Source organism: Sphingomonas sp. Leaf357 (genome assembly GCF_001423845.1).
Classification (GTDB): domain Bacteria; phylum Pseudomonadota; class Alphaproteobacteria; order Sphingomonadales; family Sphingomonadaceae; genus Sphingomonas.
The window spans coordinates 647,819-663,516 of record NZ_LMPM01000001.1 but is presented as its reverse complement, the minus strand read 5'-3'; the positions used below and the strand labels follow the sequence as shown (position 1 = coordinate 663,516).

General features: G+C 67.9%; 16 protein-coding genes. 2 read left to right on the top strand and 14 right to left on the bottom strand.

The features are described 5' to 3' along the window. Positions 1-61: 61 nt before the first annotated feature. The 14 genes from fliQ to ASG11_RS03115 all read right to left on the bottom strand — a co-directional run bounded on the left by fliQ (position 62) and on the right by ASG11_RS03115 (position 11,797). Positions 62-331, bottom strand: a complete 270-nt coding sequence (gene fliQ, locus ASG11_RS03180; RefSeq protein ID WP_055780162.1) for a flagellar biosynthesis protein FliQ — start codon at positions 329-331, stop codon at positions 62-64. Between the two features lie 140 nt (positions 332-471). Then, positions 472-1,362, bottom strand: a complete 891-nt coding sequence (gene fliP, locus ASG11_RS03175; protein WP_055775086.1) for a flagellar type III secretion system pore protein FliP — start codon at positions 1,360-1,362, stop codon at positions 472-474. After that, on the bottom strand, positions 1,359-1,616 hold the full coding sequence (locus tag ASG11_RS03170; RefSeq protein ID WP_055775083.1) for a flagellar biosynthetic protein FliO: 258 nt from the start codon (positions 1,614-1,616) through the stop codon (positions 1,359-1,361). Before ASG11_RS03170 ends, fliP begins: the two co-directional genes overlap by 4 nt. A 6-nt stretch (positions 1,617-1,622) precedes the next feature. Then, complete coding sequence (gene fliN, locus ASG11_RS03165) at positions 1,623-1,925, bottom strand: flagellar motor switch protein FliN (protein WP_055775080.1); 303 nt, start codon at positions 1,923-1,925, stop codon at positions 1,623-1,625. Further along, positions 1,922-2,875: a flagellar motor switch protein FliM gene (locus ASG11_RS03160; RefSeq protein WP_055775077.1), complete on the bottom strand. Its 954-nt coding sequence runs from the start codon at positions 2,873-2,875 to the stop codon at positions 1,922-1,924. Before ASG11_RS03160 ends, fliN begins: the two co-directional genes overlap by 4 nt. Positions 2,876-2,881: 6 nt before the next feature. Further along, entirely contained in the window at positions 2,882-3,487 is a 606-nt protein-coding gene (locus tag ASG11_RS03155; protein WP_055775074.1) for a flagellar basal body-associated FliL family protein, read from the bottom strand. Between the two features lie 15 nt (positions 3,488-3,502). After that, positions 3,503-4,780 (bottom strand): flagellar hook-length control protein FliK, encoded by a 1,278-nt coding sequence (locus tag ASG11_RS03150; RefSeq protein WP_055775071.1) that lies wholly within the window; start codon positions 4,778-4,780, stop codon positions 3,503-3,505. A gap of 39 nt (positions 4,781-4,819) precedes the next feature. Continuing rightward, positions 4,820-5,242: a hypothetical protein gene (locus ASG11_RS03145; RefSeq protein ID WP_055775068.1), complete on the bottom strand. Its 423-nt coding sequence runs from the start codon at positions 5,240-5,242 to the stop codon at positions 4,820-4,822. 1 nt (position 5,243) lies between these two features. Further along, positions 5,244-6,584 (bottom strand): FliI/YscN family ATPase, encoded by a 1,341-nt coding sequence (locus ASG11_RS03140; protein ID WP_055775065.1) that lies wholly within the window; start codon positions 6,582-6,584, stop codon positions 5,244-5,246. A 159-nt stretch (positions 6,585-6,743) separates the two neighbouring features. Then, entirely contained in the window at positions 6,744-7,478 is a 735-nt protein-coding gene (locus ASG11_RS03135; RefSeq protein WP_055775060.1) for a FliH/SctL family protein, read from the bottom strand. Then, positions 7,471-8,478 (bottom strand): flagellar motor switch protein FliG, encoded by a 1,008-nt coding sequence (gene fliG, locus ASG11_RS03130; RefSeq protein WP_055775057.1) that lies wholly within the window; start codon positions 8,476-8,478, stop codon positions 7,471-7,473. The genes ASG11_RS03135 and fliG overlap by 8 nt, the downstream gene beginning before the upstream one ends. Then, entirely contained in the window at positions 8,475-10,133 is a 1,659-nt protein-coding gene (gene fliF / locus ASG11_RS03125; RefSeq protein ID WP_055775055.1) for a flagellar basal-body MS-ring/collar protein FliF, read from the bottom strand. The genes fliG and fliF overlap by 4 nt, the downstream gene beginning before the upstream one ends. Before the next feature lie 3 nt (positions 10,134-10,136). After that, entirely contained in the window at positions 10,137-10,496 is a 360-nt protein-coding gene (gene fliE, locus ASG11_RS03120) for a flagellar hook-basal body complex protein FliE (RefSeq protein ID WP_055775052.1), read from the bottom strand. Further along, entirely contained in the window at positions 10,493-11,797 is a 1,305-nt protein-coding gene (locus ASG11_RS03115) for a sigma-54 interaction domain-containing protein (protein ID WP_055775049.1), read from the bottom strand. Before ASG11_RS03115 ends, fliE begins: the two co-directional genes overlap by 4 nt. 280 nt (positions 11,798-12,077) lie before the next feature. Between ASG11_RS03115 and ASG11_RS03110 the strand changes: the two genes are divergently transcribed. Together ASG11_RS03110 and ASG11_RS03105 are read left to right on the top strand one after the other, a co-directional pair. Further along, complete coding sequence (locus ASG11_RS03110; RefSeq protein ID WP_055775046.1) at positions 12,078-12,902, top strand: flagellin N-terminal helical domain-containing protein; 825 nt, start codon at positions 12,078-12,080, stop codon at positions 12,900-12,902. 212 nt (positions 12,903-13,114) lie between these two features. Then, complete coding sequence (locus tag ASG11_RS03105; protein ID WP_055775043.1) at positions 13,115-15,652, top strand: hypothetical protein; 2,538 nt, start codon at positions 13,115-13,117, stop codon at positions 15,650-15,652. The last annotated feature ends 46 nt before the right edge of the window (positions 15,653-15,698 follow it).

Genomic DNA, 15,698 nt, shown 5'->3' with positions numbered 1-15,698 from the left:
CCCTCCCGCTCGGCTGTGCCGAGCGGGCCCCTCCCTCTCCCGTTGGGAGAGGGGGATATGATCACCGCACCAATTCCGGAATCCGCTCGAAAATGCCGATCGTGAAATCGCTCAGCAGCCCGAGGATCAGGCTGCCGAACACCAGGATCGAGATCGCCACGACGATCAGCTTCGGCACGAACGACAGAGTCTGTTCGTTGATCGAGGTCGCCGCCTGGATCATGCCCAGGATCAGGCCCGCGAACAGCGCGGGGATCAGGATCGGCGCGGCGGCCAGCGCCAGCACCCACATCGTCTCGTTGGCGACGGTCAGGAAATATTGCGCGTCCATCAGCGGCGGCCCGCGTTCGGGGTCGTCATACAACCGCCGTTCGCCCCGAGCCTGTCGAAGGGTACGCGCATAGGCTTCGACAGGCTCGGCCCGAACGGATGGGGGATGAAGGTCGGGCGGAAAGAAGATGTCATCGCCGCCTAACTCACGAAACTGTTGGCGAGCGAACCCATCGTCAGCGCCCAGCCGTCGACCAGCACGAACAGCAACAGCTTGAACGGCAGCGATATGATCGTCGGCGACAGCATCATCATGCCGAGCGACATCAGCACCGTCGCCACCACCAGATCGATGACGATGAACGGCAGGAAGATCAGGAAACCGATCTGGAACGCGGTCTTCAGCTCGCTGGTCACGAACGACGGCAGCAGGACGGCGAAGGGAATGTCGGCGGGGCTGGCGAACTTGGGCGATTTGGCGATCTGCGAGAACATCGAGATGTCCTTCACCCGAGTCTGCTTGACCATGAAATCGTGCAGCGGCACGCCCGCCGTCTTGATCATGTCGGTCGCGGCGATCCGCCCCTGCGAATAGGGCTGTATCGCGGTCGTGTTGATCTGGCTGATCACCGGCGACATGATGAAGAACGACAGGAACAGCGACAGGCCGATCAGCACCTGGTTCGGCGGCGTCTGCTGCAGGCCCATCGCCTGGCGCAGGATCGCGAGCACGATGATGATCCGCGTGAAGCTGGTCATCATAAGCAGGATGCCCGGCAGGATGCTGAGCAGGCCCATGATGATGAGCACTTGCAGCGACAGCGCGAGCGGCGCCTGGCCACCCGAGCCGGTGCTGTTCGCGCCCAGATCCTTGATCGCGCGGTCTATGCCGTCGCCTACGCCCGGCGCCGCCGGAACGGCGGGCGCGGCCTGCGCGAACGCCGGATGCGCGACGATCAGCGCGAACACGATGCCGAGCGCGATCAGCACGACCTTGCCGATCCAGCCGAAGCCGCCGGCGGCGGGAACGGCGGAACGAGGCACCTTGATCAGCGCCGGGCCATGGCCGTGACGGGTGACGGAGGTCTTCATTTCGGTTCGATCTTGTCGATCAGGGTGACGCCGCCACGGCCGACCGCGACGAGCAGCTTGCGCCCCTCGAATTCCAGCACCGCCATGCGCAGGCCGGGCGAGATCATCATCGTCTCCTGCACCTTCATCATGCGGTTGGCGGGCTGGCCCGGCAGGCGGGATTCAAGCTTGCGCCACGCCCACAGGCACCCGACCATCAGGCCGCAGACCAAAGGCAGCAGCACGACCAGCTTCAGAACATAGGTCCACATCATGACGGATCAGGCCCGCTTCTCGGGCGAGACCAGCTCGGTCATGCGCACGCCGAAGCGATCGCCGACTGTCACGACCTCGCCACGCCCGATCAGCGTGCCGTTGACGAATACGTCGAGAAGCTCGTTGGCCTGGCGATCGAGTTCGATCACGCTGGATTCGCCCAGCGCCAGCAGCTCGCGCAGCGTCAGCTGGGTCGATCCGATCTCCACCGTCAGCTTGACGTCGACATCCTGCAGCAGCCGGAAATTCGCCGCCAGCCCCATCGGGATCTGGCCGTCGATCGGGAAGGACCCGGTCATGTCGTTCATTGGAAATCCTCAACATTACGGGTGATCGAATTGAGCCGGATCGCGGCCTTGCCGTTCGACGTGCCGACCGTGCCGACGCCCAGCCGGTCGCCACCGACCATCACCGGCACTTCCGGGCCGAAGCTGATCGGGATGACGTCGCCGGGCTTCAGGTCCATCAGGACGGAGAGCGGCACCATCGGTTCGGCCAGCACCGAGCGGACGCCGAACTTCACGTTCATCGCCGCGCGCGTCAGGCCGTTGCGCCAGGCCGGATCGGGCGCCGCCGTCTTGGCGTGGACCTTGCCAATCAGCGACGGCGTATGGGGTTTCAGCGCCGCGACCGGGTAGACGATATCGACGAACACCGGCTTGGTCGTGCCGGCGGCGATGCCGAAGCGGGTGACGACCACGGCGTCGTCGCCGTCCAGGCCCTGGATCAGCGCCGGATTCGCCTCGACATGGCCGGGGACGAAGTCGATTCGCGCCAGCGGCTCCCACGCCGCCTTCAGCGGATCGGCGAGCATCTTGCCGAGCCGCGCGATCATCGCCTCGGCGGCGGGGGTGAATTCGGCCGGCAGCTCGTGCGGCGTCGCGCCGGTGCCGCCGAAGAACAGGTCGAGCACCTCCATCACGAAGCGCCCGTCGAGCACGATCATCGCCTGACCGCTGCCGATGTTTCCGGCCGCGTTCATCGCCAGCGGTAACCATGCGGTCAGCCCGTCGGGGCGTTCCGCACGGTAATCGGCGAAGCGCTGCACCACCAAAGGCTCGGCGAAGCTGCGGCATTCCTTGCGCAACAGGGGTTCGAACACCGACCGCATCCCCCGCGCGAGTCGCGCGGAGAGATGCTGCAGCGTGTGCAGGTCGCCGAACGGGTTGAGATTGGCCACGCCCAGGGTGGCCTCAGCCACCTCCGGACGGGTCCGTTCCCGTCGATCGCCTGCCAGTTGTGAACCCTCGTTAACCATCGATGTTCACTGAACAACAAAATTGGTAAAGTAGACGTTACCAACGCCGCCGAATCCTTCCTTTTCCTTCAGCGTCGCGTTGATCGCCTTGGCCAGGCGGACCTGCAATTGCTTCTTCCCGTCGGTCGAGAACACCTGCTCCTCGGTCGTGTCGCTCAGCGCCATCAGGATCGCGGAGCGCACCGCGATCTCGTTGGTCTTGATATTGTCGATGACCGTGTCGTCGTACGGCGTCGAGATCGCCAGCCCGACCTGGATGAAGTGAACGCTGTCCTGCAGGTTGGAGGTGAATTCCTTCTCCATCGCATAGTAATTGGAGGCGTATTTCTCGCCGCCGGTGCCCGATGGCGGGGCCTTGCCGGCCGCGGCCCCCTCGCCGCCCTCGCCGCCGCCGGCGGCGGTGAAGCGCTTCTGCTCGCTCTTGGGCACGAGCTGCGGGCCGGTCGGCTCCGGGCCGGCCTTGGTCGATCCGTGCGGGATGATGCCGGTGGCGTACAGCCCCCCGCCGACGCCGCCGCCGATCACGACCAACGCGACGATCGCGATGATCAGTTTTTTCATCATGCCGCCCTTTTTCTTCGGGGCGGCGGCATCTTCGGTCTTGTCGCTCATGGGTCAGTCCTTCAATCAGGCGATTCGCGAATCGGTGGTTTCAAGAATGCCGGCCGCGATTGCGGAGGCCGGTCGGGTGGAAAGGATCGGGTTGGGCTGGGGCTGCTGGCGCGCCTGGCTTTGCCCCTGGCCCGAATCGACGCTGGTCTGGCCCAGCCGCACGCCGCGCGCCTCGGCCAGTTCGGCGAGACGCGGCTGGGCGTCGCTCAGCAGTTGCGCGCTGGCGCGGTTCTCGGCGGCGAAATGCACGTGCACCCGGTCGCCATCCTTCCGCACCGACACGTCGACCGCGCCGAGCGCGTCGGGCACCAGGCGGATGCGCGTATCGTTGGCGTCCGCGCCGTCGCGCAGCGTTTCGATATGATCGATCATGCCTTGCAACCCGCTGTCCTGCTTCAGGTCGAGCGCGGCGTGCTTGGCGTCGGCGGTGGCGGCGACGGCGTTGCCGTGCAGCGCCTCCAGGGCGGTGGCCGCGATCGTCGTCGACGCATGTTGCTCGACCGGCTCGCGCTCGTCGCGCCGCGCCTGCTGCGCGACCGAGGCGATCGCGGCGGCGAACACCTGGCCGGCGGGTTGCGCGACCGGAGCCTGGACTTGGGCAATTGGGGGTGCGACCGGCGCGGCGGTGTCGGTGCGCAGGGGCACGCCCACCTTCTGGACGTCCGGCGCAACGGGAATCGAGGTCGCGCGCGGGCTCGCCGCCGGGCCGGCATCGCCTGCGACCAGGATGTCCGGGCCGATCGGCGTCGGCAGGGTGAGCACCGGCGTCGTCTTGCCGCCCTCGCCTGCGGCAGGCGTCACCGGCGGCGCGCCGGAGGGCGGCGCGGTGGGCGCCACTTCGCCGGTCACCGGCGCGATCGGGCCACCGAATTTCGGCAGGCCGCGCGGGTGCGACAGCGGCAGCTGCACCGGCAGCGCGAACGCTGCGGGCAGCCAGATCACGTCCTTCGACATGTCCTTTTCGGCCGGATCGGCAGGCAAGGACTTGCCGTCCGCGGCAACATCCTGCCCCTTCGTGCCCGGCGGCGCGACGGGTGCGGGATCGCCGCTTTTGGCCTCGAGAAAGGCCGCCAGCGTGATCGGCGTCTCGGGATCGCTCGAGCGGGACACGTCGGGCTGTCCGGGCTTTGCGGCACCGGTCGGAAGCCCGCGCGAAACCGGCATTTTCTCAGCGACCGATGCCTCGGTCAGCCCGGCGAGCGTGCCTGGGAAATCGCCCGTCGCGGTGCTGGCCGGCGGTGCTGGCGCGGCCTTGGGCGGCGATGGCGAAACGGATGTCGATAATGCGATCATGCAGAACCCCCAGGAAGGCGAACGTCGCCCTCCGGGCCTTCAGCAAGGATCATGCCGGACTTTCCGGGTCGGCGGTGCGGCCTCGAGCGCACGGATCGCCTTCAGCGCATCCTCGGCGGCGGCGCGGCCCAGCAGCTTTTCGATCGCGGTCTGGTCGCGCTTGGCCTCGCGGGTCTTCTCGGCGGCCTGCGCGGCGACATGCTCGGCCGCGCGCATGCGTCCATCGGCCGCCTCGGCCGATTGTTGCAGCCGATCGCGGAAATGCGCGGCGGCGCTGAGCGCGGCACCTTTGCCAACTTCCGCCGCCGGCGCGATCCCCTCGGCCAGTTGCGCGATGCGGTTGCGCAGATTCACCTCGCCCGCGAACCGTTCGTTGGCGCGCGCTTCCTCGGCGCGCACCAGCCCGAGTTGCAGCGTCCGCACCTTCAGGATGCGATCGAGCTTCTTGGCCTTGAGCCCCATCTCAAGCGTCCCCGAACACGCCGACCAGTTCGGTCACCGAATCCTCCAGCGACACGGTCTCGTCGGGATCCTGCTTGATATATTCCATCACCGCCGGATGGCAGGCGATGGCGGCGTCGATCGCCGGATCGGCGCCGGAGCGGTACGCCCCCATCAGCACCAGGTCGCGATTCTCCTCATAGGTGGCGAGATGCCGGCGCAGCACGCGCGCGGCCAGGATGTGCGGGCGCTCGGCGATGTCGGTCATCACGCGCGAGACGGACGGGCCGAGATCGATCGCCGGATACACGCCGCGCTCGGCCAGTTGCCGGCTCAGCACGATATGCCCGTCGAGGATCGATCGCGCCGAATCGACGACCGGGTCGTTACCGTCGTCGCCGTCCGCCAATACGGTGTAGATCGCGGTGATCGATCCGCCGGACTGCACGTCGGTGCCGGCACGTTCGATTAGATTGGGCAGCATCGCGATGGCGGAGGGCGGATAGCCGCGCGCCGAGGCCGGTTCGCCCAGCGCCAGCCCGATCTCGCGACCGGCATGCGCGACCCGCGTCAGCGAATCCATGATCAGCAGCACCTTCTTGCCCTCGGCGCGGAACGCCTCGGCGATGGCATGCGTGCGCAGCGCGCCGCGGATGCGCAGCACGGGCGAATGGTTGGCGGGAACCGCGACGACGACGGAGCGCGCCCGCGCCTCGCCCGCCACCTTGGTCTCGAGGAAGTCGGCGACTTCGCGGGAGCGTTCGCCGATCAGCCCGATCACGATCACGTCGGCCTGCGCCGCGCGCACGATCATCCCGAGCAGCACCGATTTGCCGACGCCAGACCCAGCCATGATGCCGATGCGCTGGCCCTGCCCGATCGTCAGCAGGCCGTTGATCGCACGCACCCCGACATCCATCGGCTGCAGCACGCGCCCGCGATCGAGCGGCGATTGCAGCTTGCCCGCGATCGGCCAGCGACCCGCGCCGCGAATCGGCCCGAGCCCGTCGATCGGCTTGCCCGCGCCATCCACCACGCGCCCGAGCAGGGCATCGCCGACCTCCGCCTCGCCCGGGGGCCCTAGCGGGCGCACCGGCGCCTGCGGCAGCAGCGGCGCGGGGCCGCCGAGATTCATCAGCAGCGTGCGACCGTTGCGGAAGCCGATCACCTCGGCCTCGACGCCCGTGCCCCCCGACCCAGTCGCGCCGCCGACCTGGCAGACCGTGCCGACCGGCAATTGCAGCCCGACCGCCTCCATCAACAGCCCGTCGAACGAGGCGAGCCGCCCCGACACCTTGGGCTTCGGCGCGAAATCCGACGTCGCCAGCGATTCGAGATAGTCTTCGGTGAAGCGGTTCAACATCCGGCCCTCGCCACCATCACGTCGTCATCCTGAACTTGCTTCAGGATCCAGGCGCGGTCGCTTGATCCAATGACAGTGTCCATGGGGCGAGTGCCCGCGCCTGGATGCTGAATCGAGTTCAGCATGACAGAGTATTTTTGGGCAGTTCGCGTGCGATCATCACGACGGCACCGCGACGCGATCGATCGCCAGCGCCAACTGTTCCAGCCACAATTCCGGCCCGTCCTCGACGATCGTCGAGGCGGATTCGAGCACGAAGCTGCCGCGTGCGACGCCCGCATCGCCGACCGCGAACACCGCGCGCGGCAATTTGCCCTCCAGCAGCGCGACATCGTCGGGATGGACGCGCAGCATCGCGGATTCGGCGCTGTCGGCGAGCATGTCCGCCGCCGCGTCGATCCGGTTGGCCAGCATGTCCGGCGCGACGCCGATCTCGCCGACCAGCTTCGAGACGAGGAACAGCACCGTCTGGCGCAATTGCCGCGCCATCGCCTCGCGATCGAGCCGGTCGTCGGCGCGCAACGCCTCGCCCAGTTTCATCAGCAGCGCGCGGTCGCGCTCGCCCGTCTCACCCGCTTCGGCCAGGGCGGCGGCGATGCCCTCGGCATAACCGGCGGCATGCGCGGTCGCGACCGGATCGACGAAATGCGCCGCGCCGCTGTCGAACGGATCCCAGCCTTCGGTCGGATTCACGCCCGGATTCTCCGGCGAGAAATGTTTCGGGTTCGGCGCTTGCGGCGAGAAGCCGACCGGCCCGGATCGCGTCGCCCGCTCGCGCAGGTCATACGCGGCGAAACCTTCGCTGGGCCGGTCGAACGCCTGATGCAGCACCTGCGCCGCCGCGTCGTGGCGGGCGGAAAATCCGGCCTGAAAACTGGGGGATAGATCAGACATAATCGTCCTCGCCGCCGCCCATCTGGATCGTCCCGTCCTTGGCCAGGTTGCGCGCGATCTGGATCATCACCTTCTGCGCGTCGAGCACTTCGGCGAGCTTCATCGGCCCGCGCGATTCCATCTCGTCGCGGATGCCGTCGGCCGCGCGGCTCGACATGCAGCCGAGGAAGCGGTTGCGGACGCCCTCGTCCACGCCCTTCAGCGCGCGCGTCAGCACGTCGCCGTCGACATTGCGGATCAGCGTGCCCAGGTTCTTGTCGTCCAGCTCCAGCAGATTGTCGAAGACGAACATCGCCTCCTCGATCGCCTTGGCGACCTCGCGATCGATCTTGAACAGCTTGGGCATCACGCGCTGCTCGGTCGCCTTGCGTCCGCTCGACAGGATCTTCGCCGCGTCGCGCGTGCCGCCCATCGTCATGCCGGCCGACGCCTTGGGCGATCCCGAATGGTTGGCGAGCATCGTCGTCAGCGTCGCGATCGCCTCGGGCGTGATCGGCCCCAGCTTGGCGATGCGGTGCAATATGTCGGGCTGCGCGCCATCGGGCAGCAGTTCCAGCACCTGCGCGCCGATCGCCGGATCGAGATTGGCGATCAGCACGGCGGCGATTTGCGGATGTTCCTTCTCGATCATGCTCGCGATCTCGGGCGCATCGAGCCAGTCGAGCAGGTCGATCTGGCACGCATCCTCGGTCGGCACGATCCGTGCGAGCACGCTGTCGGCCTTTTCTTGCCCCAGCGCGCGCGTCATCACCGCCTCGATCTGGGGGCGCGGATCGAAGCTGATGCCGGTCCGCTCGCGCGCCTTGCCGACGAAATCGTCAAGCACGAACTCGACCTCGCTCTCGCTGACATCGGCCACCGCGAACATCGCCTTGCCGAGCTGGCGGACTTCCTCGGGATCCAGCTTCTGCAGGATCGCCGCCGCTTCCTCCTCGCCGACCAGCATCATCAGCACGGCGGCGCGTTCGACGCCGGTATAGTTGCGGATCGGAGCGTTCATGACTTGATCATGTCCCGAACGGCGAGCGCGGCGCGTGCTGGATTGTCCCGCGTGAAGCCCCGCACCATGCCGATGCGGTCGTCGTAATTCTGCGCGCCGGCGATCTGGTCGATGCCGATCGGCGGAGCGCCGGGCTGGCCTTCACCGCCGGCGGCGCCGCCCATCTCGCGGCCGAGCGCCAGACGCGGTGCCTCCTCGCGCTTCTTCATCAGCGCCTTGGCCAGCGGCCGCACACCGAGCATCAGCACGAGCAGGGCGATGACGATCGCGGTGACGTTGCGGGCGATGATCGGCAGCCAGGCATTGTCGTACCAGGCCGGCTTGTCGGCCATCGCGGTGGCACCGGCGAACTTGCGGCTGATCACCGTGACCTGATCGCCGCGCGTCTGGGTATAGCCGACTGCGGTCTGCACGAGCTGCGTGATCTGCTGGATCTCGACCGGGCTGCGCGGCTTGGCGGTCTCCACGTCGCGCAGCAGCACGGCGACCGACAGGCGCTTGACCCCGCCCGGCGCGGCGCGCGTGACGGAGACTTCCTTGCCGAGATCGTAGGCGCGGGCGAACTGGTCGCTCTGCTTCAGCGTCGGCGCGGGCGCGTTGCCCGGCGTGCCCGTGGGGGCCGGCGTCGGCGCCGCATTCGGGCCGTTCGGCGCGTTCAGCGTCGATGCGGCGGGCGGGGTGTTGGACAAGGCCCCCGGAATGCCGCCGGGCTGCTGGCCCGAGCCTTCCGGCTGATTGCCGGTCCAATTGCCCTGTTCGGCACGAAGAGCGCCCTGTTTCTCATAGGATTCGCGCGTCGCCTGAGTTTCGTCGAGATCGACATCGGCCTGTACTTCGGTGGAGAAATTGCCCGCGCCGACCAGAGGCGTGAGCAATTGCACGACCTGCGCTCGATATTTGTCCTCGATGCGGCGCTGGAACGCGATGCGCTCGTCGCCCGCCGCGCCCAGATCGCTCTGGCCCGACGCCTTGGTCAGCAATCCGCCCATCTGATCGACGATCGTCACCGCATCCGCCTTCATGCCAGGCACGGAGGATGCGACCAGATTGATGACCGAATTGACCTGTGCGTCGGTCAGGGTGCGGCCGGTCTGCAATTTCAGGATCACCGAGGCGGACGGCGCGGCGTTGTCGCGCACGAACACCGAGGCCTCGGGGGTGGCGAGATGCACGCGCGCCTCGGCCACCGCGTCGATCTCCTCGATCGAGCGGGCGAGTTCGGTCTCGCGCGCCTGACGCAGGCGTTCGCCCTCGACCGCGCGGGACACGCCCATCGGCAGTTGATCGAGGATCGCGTACCCGCCCGGCGTCGCCTTGGGCAGGCCCTGTCCGGCGAGCAGCATCTTGGCGCGGGCGTAATCGTCCTCGTTGACGGTCAGCGCGCCGGCATTGTCGATCTTGGAACTGATGTTCGCCTGTTCCAGCGCCTGCGTGACCGACGCCTTGTCGGCGTCGGCGAGGCTGCCGAACAGGATTTTCTGCGGCGCCGCGGCCAGCGTCATCCAGGCGAGAACGGCAGCGCCGATCAGGCCGAGCATGAGGATCATCGGCAGGCTGCGGCGCACCGCGGGCTGGCCCATGAAGCCGGAGATCTGCTGCAGCGGATTGGCGAACCGTTCGGGCACGGCGCCGTTGGGGATGAGGGCGTTGCTCATGGTTTATACCGGCATGCTCATGATGTCCTTGTAGGCGGACAGGAGTTTGTTGCGGACCTGCAGGGTCGCCTCGAAGCCGACGCTGGCCTGCTGGCGGGCGAGCATCACCTTGGCGATGTCGACCGTTTCGCCGCGTTCGTACGATGCGGAGAGATCGTTGGCCTTCTGCTGGCCCTCGTTCACGCTCTTCAGCGCATCTTCCATCGCCGAGGTGAAGCTGGTCGGCTTCGCTTCGGTGGCGGCGGCGGGTGCGCCGGCGGCGGTGTTGGCGCGGGCGAGCGCCTGATTGCGTTCGAGGATCTGCGCGCGCAGCGCCATCACCCGATCGACCCCCATCGGGGCGCTTACGCCACCGATGCTCATGCCCAGGCGGCCTGATTAGCGGCCGGCGTGATCGTCTCGCCCTGCTCGCGTGCCTTGGCGAGGCGGTAGCGCAACGTGCGTTCCGAAATGCCGAGCCGCTTCGCCGTCTCGATCCGGCTGCCGCCGCATGCGGCGAGCGTTTCGCGGATCGCGTGGAATTCGTGCATCTGGACGATGTTGCCGAGCGTGTTCCCTTGGGTCGATGGCTGGTCGTTCGCCGCGACGTGCTGCGGCGGCGCGGCCGGCCGGTCGAAGACGATGTGATCGACCGAGATCGTGTCGCCGCCGCACAGCAGCAAAGCGCGCTGGATGACGTTTTCGAGTTCGCGGACATTGCCCGGCCAGTCGTGCCCGGCCAAAGCCGCGACCGCGCCGGCATCCGGCCATGGCACGACGTTGCGCGTGCCGGCATGGCGCAGGATCATCGTCGCGGCGAGCGCAGGGATATCCTGGCGGCGCTCGTTCAACGGCCGCGTGCTGAGCGGGAAGACCGACAGGCGATAGTAGAGATCGGCGCGGAAGCGGCCTTCTGCGACCTCGGTCTGCAGATCGCGGTTGGCGCAGGCGATGACGCGAACGTCGATCTTCTCCGGCGTGGAAGCGCCGATCGGCACCACCTCGCGCTCCTGCAACGCGCGCAGCAGCTTGGCCTGGAGCTGGATCGGCATCTCGGCGATCTCGTCGAGCAGCAACGTGCCGCCGTTCGCCGCGCGGAAGAAGCCCTCGCCGCCCGACGATGCGCCGGTAAACGCCCCCTTCTGATGGCCGAACAGCAGGGCCTCGAGCATGGTTTCCGGGAGCGCCGCGCAGTTGATCGCGATGAACGGGCCGTCGCGGCGCTCCGACGACAGATGGATGTGGCGCGCCAGCACTTCCTTGCCGGTGCCGGTGGGTCCGTTGATCAGCACCGTGATGTCGGCCGCGGCGACGCGCTCGGCCAGCGCGTACAGCGCCAGGCTTTCGGGGTCGGCGGCGGTCGGCGCTTCGGCCCCGGCGATCAGCGCGCGGACGAAGCCGTTGCCGACCGCATTGTCCTCGGCGGAATAAGCGATGCGCGCCGGGCTGCCGTCGCGCGACGGTTGCACGTGACGGCCGTCCTGGCCGACGATCACCGTACGGGCGGGCGCAGGAGGCGTCTCGCCGTCCGCGACGAGGAACAGGTCGCCCGCCTGCGGCTTGCCGTCGCACTCGCGCACCGCGAAGCCCTGCGCGCGGAGCCCCGAGACCAGGGCGTAATTCTGCCGCAGGATCGCTGCCGACGGAACGATCGTGCGGGTGGAGGTGGTAACTGGCGGGCGCATGTATTTCCCCTTCGTGTGAGGGGTAAGTGCGGCCAAGGTGGTAAACAGCCGATTAAGTATATTGCCGCCCGGCAAAATATTTCCGGGCGCGCCGCCTGTCTGCCCACGTGATTCTCCTACGCGCGCACGTAGGCGCCCGCCCGAGGGCCGCCGGGGTCCCGAAAACTTTTTGAACGGAAACGGCTTAATGTCCGTGCTGGGCGGTCGTTATCCCTGCTGACGGCTCAGCCCTCCGCTAGGGGGCGGCGGGGATCGTCAAGTCACACACGGAGACTTTGACATGACTGTAATCGGAACCAACATCGCGTCGTTGCGCGCGTCGAACGCATCGACGGCCGCGAACCTCAGCCTGCAGCAGAGCATCGAGCGCCTGTCGACCGGCAAGCGCATCAACTCGGCCAAGGACGACGCCGCCGGCCTCGCCATCGCATCGTCGATGACCTCGCAGATCAAGGGCATGAACCAGGCGATCCGCAACGCCAACGACGGCATGTCGATGGCGCAGACCGCGGAAGGCGGACTGGGCGAAGTGACCAACATGCTGCAGCGTATCCGCGAACTGGCCGTGCAGTCGGCATCGGGCACCTATTCGGACGACGACCGCACCAACCTGCAGGCCGAAGTCACCGAACTGACCGGCCAGATCACCGACATCGTCGCCAATTCGAAGTTCAACAACGTCAACCTGTTCGACGGCACGGCCGGCGCGGATGCCGACGGCAACGTCAAGATCCAGGTCGGCGCGAACGCCTCGGACACGGTCACGCTGAAGCTGACCGAACTCGACCTGACCGACGCGACCGGCATCGACATCTCGGACGCCGGCGACGCTTCGGACGCGCTCGCCACGCTCGATACCGCGCTGACCACGGTCAACACCGCGCGCGCGTCGCTCGGCGCCTCGCAAAACCGCCTGCAGTCGGTGGTCAACAACCTGACCTCGAACGTCACCAACCTGACCGACGCGCGCAGCCGGATCGAGGACGCCGATTTCTCGGCCGAGACGACCAACCTCGCCAAGTCGCAGATCCTGAGCCAGGCATCGACCGCGATGCTCGCCCAGGCGAACCAGTCGCAGCAGAGCGTGCTTTCGCTCCTGCGTTAAGGATCGCAAAGCGGCCCCGGCACCGCCCCCCTATGGGTGCTGGTGGCCGACCGGGCCCTTCCGTCCCACCCGATGCGAAGGGCAAGCGAGAACCCCGGTGGCCGACAGGCCGCCGGGGTTTTTGCATGTTCAGCGCAAGGACATCCGGCTTCGGCACATTCTTGCGACAATTGCCCGCTAGGCGGCGGCGGAATGAATGGTCGGAGACTGTGATGCGCGTTTCGAATCTGGGTTTGCTGGCGGTGCTGGGCGGCGTGCCGACGCTGGCCGTGGCGCAGCAACAGGCCCCCGCCGCTCCGGCCACCGCGTCCGCGCGCCCCGCCTCCCCGGCGCGCGCCGCCGCGGCGCAGGACGAAGGCGACGAGACCGAGATCGTCGTCACCGGCCAGCGTCAGCAGGGCGCGGTGATTGGCGATATTCCGCCCGAACAGCAATTGAGCCCGGCCGACATCCGCTCCTACGGCGTCGGATCGGTCGCCGAACTGCTCACCGAACTCGCCCCCCAGACGACCAGCGGGCGCGGCGGGCAGCCGGTGGTGCTGTTGAACGGCCGCCGCATCTCCAGCTTCGCCGAGATCCGCGACCTGCCGACCGAGGCGATCCAGCGCGTCGACATTCTGCCCGAGGAGGTCGCGCTGAAATATGGCTATCGTGCCGACCAGAAGGTGGTGAACTTCGTCCTGCGCCGCCGCTTCCGCGCCGCGACCGTCGAACTGAGCGACCGCCAGGCGACCGAGGGCGGGCGCAACACCCCCAACGGCGAACTCGATCTGCTCAAGATCGCGCAGGACAAGCGCACCAACCTGCATCTCGAATACACGCGCAGCAGCGCGCTGACCGAGGCGGAGCGGAATATCCTGCCGGTCGCGACCGACCCGATCGACCAGCGCGACTATCGCACGTTGCTGGGGTCGTCGCGCAGCTTCAGCGCCAATGCCAGCCATGCGCGCAACATCTTCGGCACGGTCGGCGCGACGGTGAACGCCCGGCTCGAGACGAGCGACGGCACCGGCCTGAACGGCCTGGCCGACCCGACCGGCACGCTCGGCCGCGATCCGCTGTCGCAGCGCAACACCTCGCTCACCACGCATCTCGGCACGACGTTCAACGGCGATCTCGGCACATGGCGCTGGTCGCTGACCGGCAATTACGATCGCGTGGCGTCGAAGACCTATACCGATGTCGCGGTCGATCCGGCGACGCTCCAGGCCCGGCCGGGCAATCGCGCGAAATCGACCTCGAACGTCGCGGGCGCGGATGCGCTGTTCACCGGCAACCTGTTCGCGCTGCCCGCCGGCAAGGTGACGTCGAGCATCCGCGTCGGTGCCTCGACCAGCGACTTCACCAGCGAATCGACCCGGCTGGGCGTGGCGCAGGCACCGGGCGACGTGCCGCGCGACATCGTCAACGGCCAGATCAACGTCGACCTGCCGATCGCGAGCCGGGGCAAGGACGTGCTGCCGTTCCTTGGCCAGCTCTCGGCCAATTTCAATCTCGCCGCCGATCACCTGTCGGATTTCGGCACGCTGACGACGATCGGCTACGGCGCGAACTGGGCACCGGTCGATGCGGTGCGCTTCATCGCGACCTTCACCGATCAGGACGAGGCCCCGAGCGCCAACCAGCTCGGCGATCCGCAGATCGGCACCGCGAACGTCCGCGTGTTCGATTACGTCAAGGGCACCACCGCGACGATCACGCGGCTGAGCGGCGGCAATCGCAATCTGATCGCCGACAATAAACACGTCATGCGCCTGGGCCTGACGGTGAAGCCGTGGACCAAGAAGGATTTCAGCCTCAACGCGAGCTATGTGACGACGCGCACCGAGAATCCGATCGCCGCCTTCCCCACGCCGACCGCCGCGATCGAGCAGGCGTTTCCGCAGCGCTTCGTGCGCGATGCCGACGGCAACCTGCTGTCGATCGATGCGCGGCCGATCAACTATACCGAAAGCAACAGCTCCCAATTGCGCTGGGGATTCAATTTCTCCGCGCCGCTGAAATCGAAGATCCAGAAGGAGCTGGAGGCGTTCCGCGCCGGGACCGGGCCCAACCCGTTCGCCGGCATGACCTTTCCCGGCCGCCGACCGGGCGGCGAGGGCGGCGCGCCCGGCGGACCGGGTGGTCCGGGTGATCCGGGCGGCGGCGGGCCTGGTGGCCCGGGCGGTCCCGGCGGCGGGCCGGGGGCCGGGGGCGGCGGACGTGGCGGCGGGTTCGGCGGGCCGGGCGGCGGTGGTGGCCGTTTCGGCGGCGGACAGGGCGGCGGACGGCTGAACTTCGCGGTTTATCACACCTGGCACTTCACCGATCGGGTGACGGTCGCCAATGGCGGCCCGCGCCTGGATCTGCTCAATGGCGACGCGATCGGCGGCAGCGGCGGGCAGCCGCGGCACGAGGTCGAGGTGCAGGCCGGCTATGCCAACAACGGCCTCGGCGCGCGCCTGTCCGGCAATTGGGCCAGCGGCACGCGCGTGAACGGCGGCACCGCCGCCGCGCCGGAACTGCTCAATTTCGGCGGTCTCGCGACCGCGAACCTGCGCCTGTTCGCCGATCTCGGCCAGCGGCTCGATCTGGTCAAGAAGCACCCCTGGCTGCGCGGCGCGCGGATCAGCATCGGCGTGGACAACATCTTCAACAGCCGCCAGCGCGTGACCGACGCGACCGGCGCGACCCCGGTCGGCTTCCAGCCGGACTATCTCGACCCACTGGGCCGCTCGGTAAAGCTGACGGTCCGCAAGCTGTTCTTCTGAACGAACCTAGCCCCATTAGCTTTGGGGACAGGGCTATAGGTGCGTG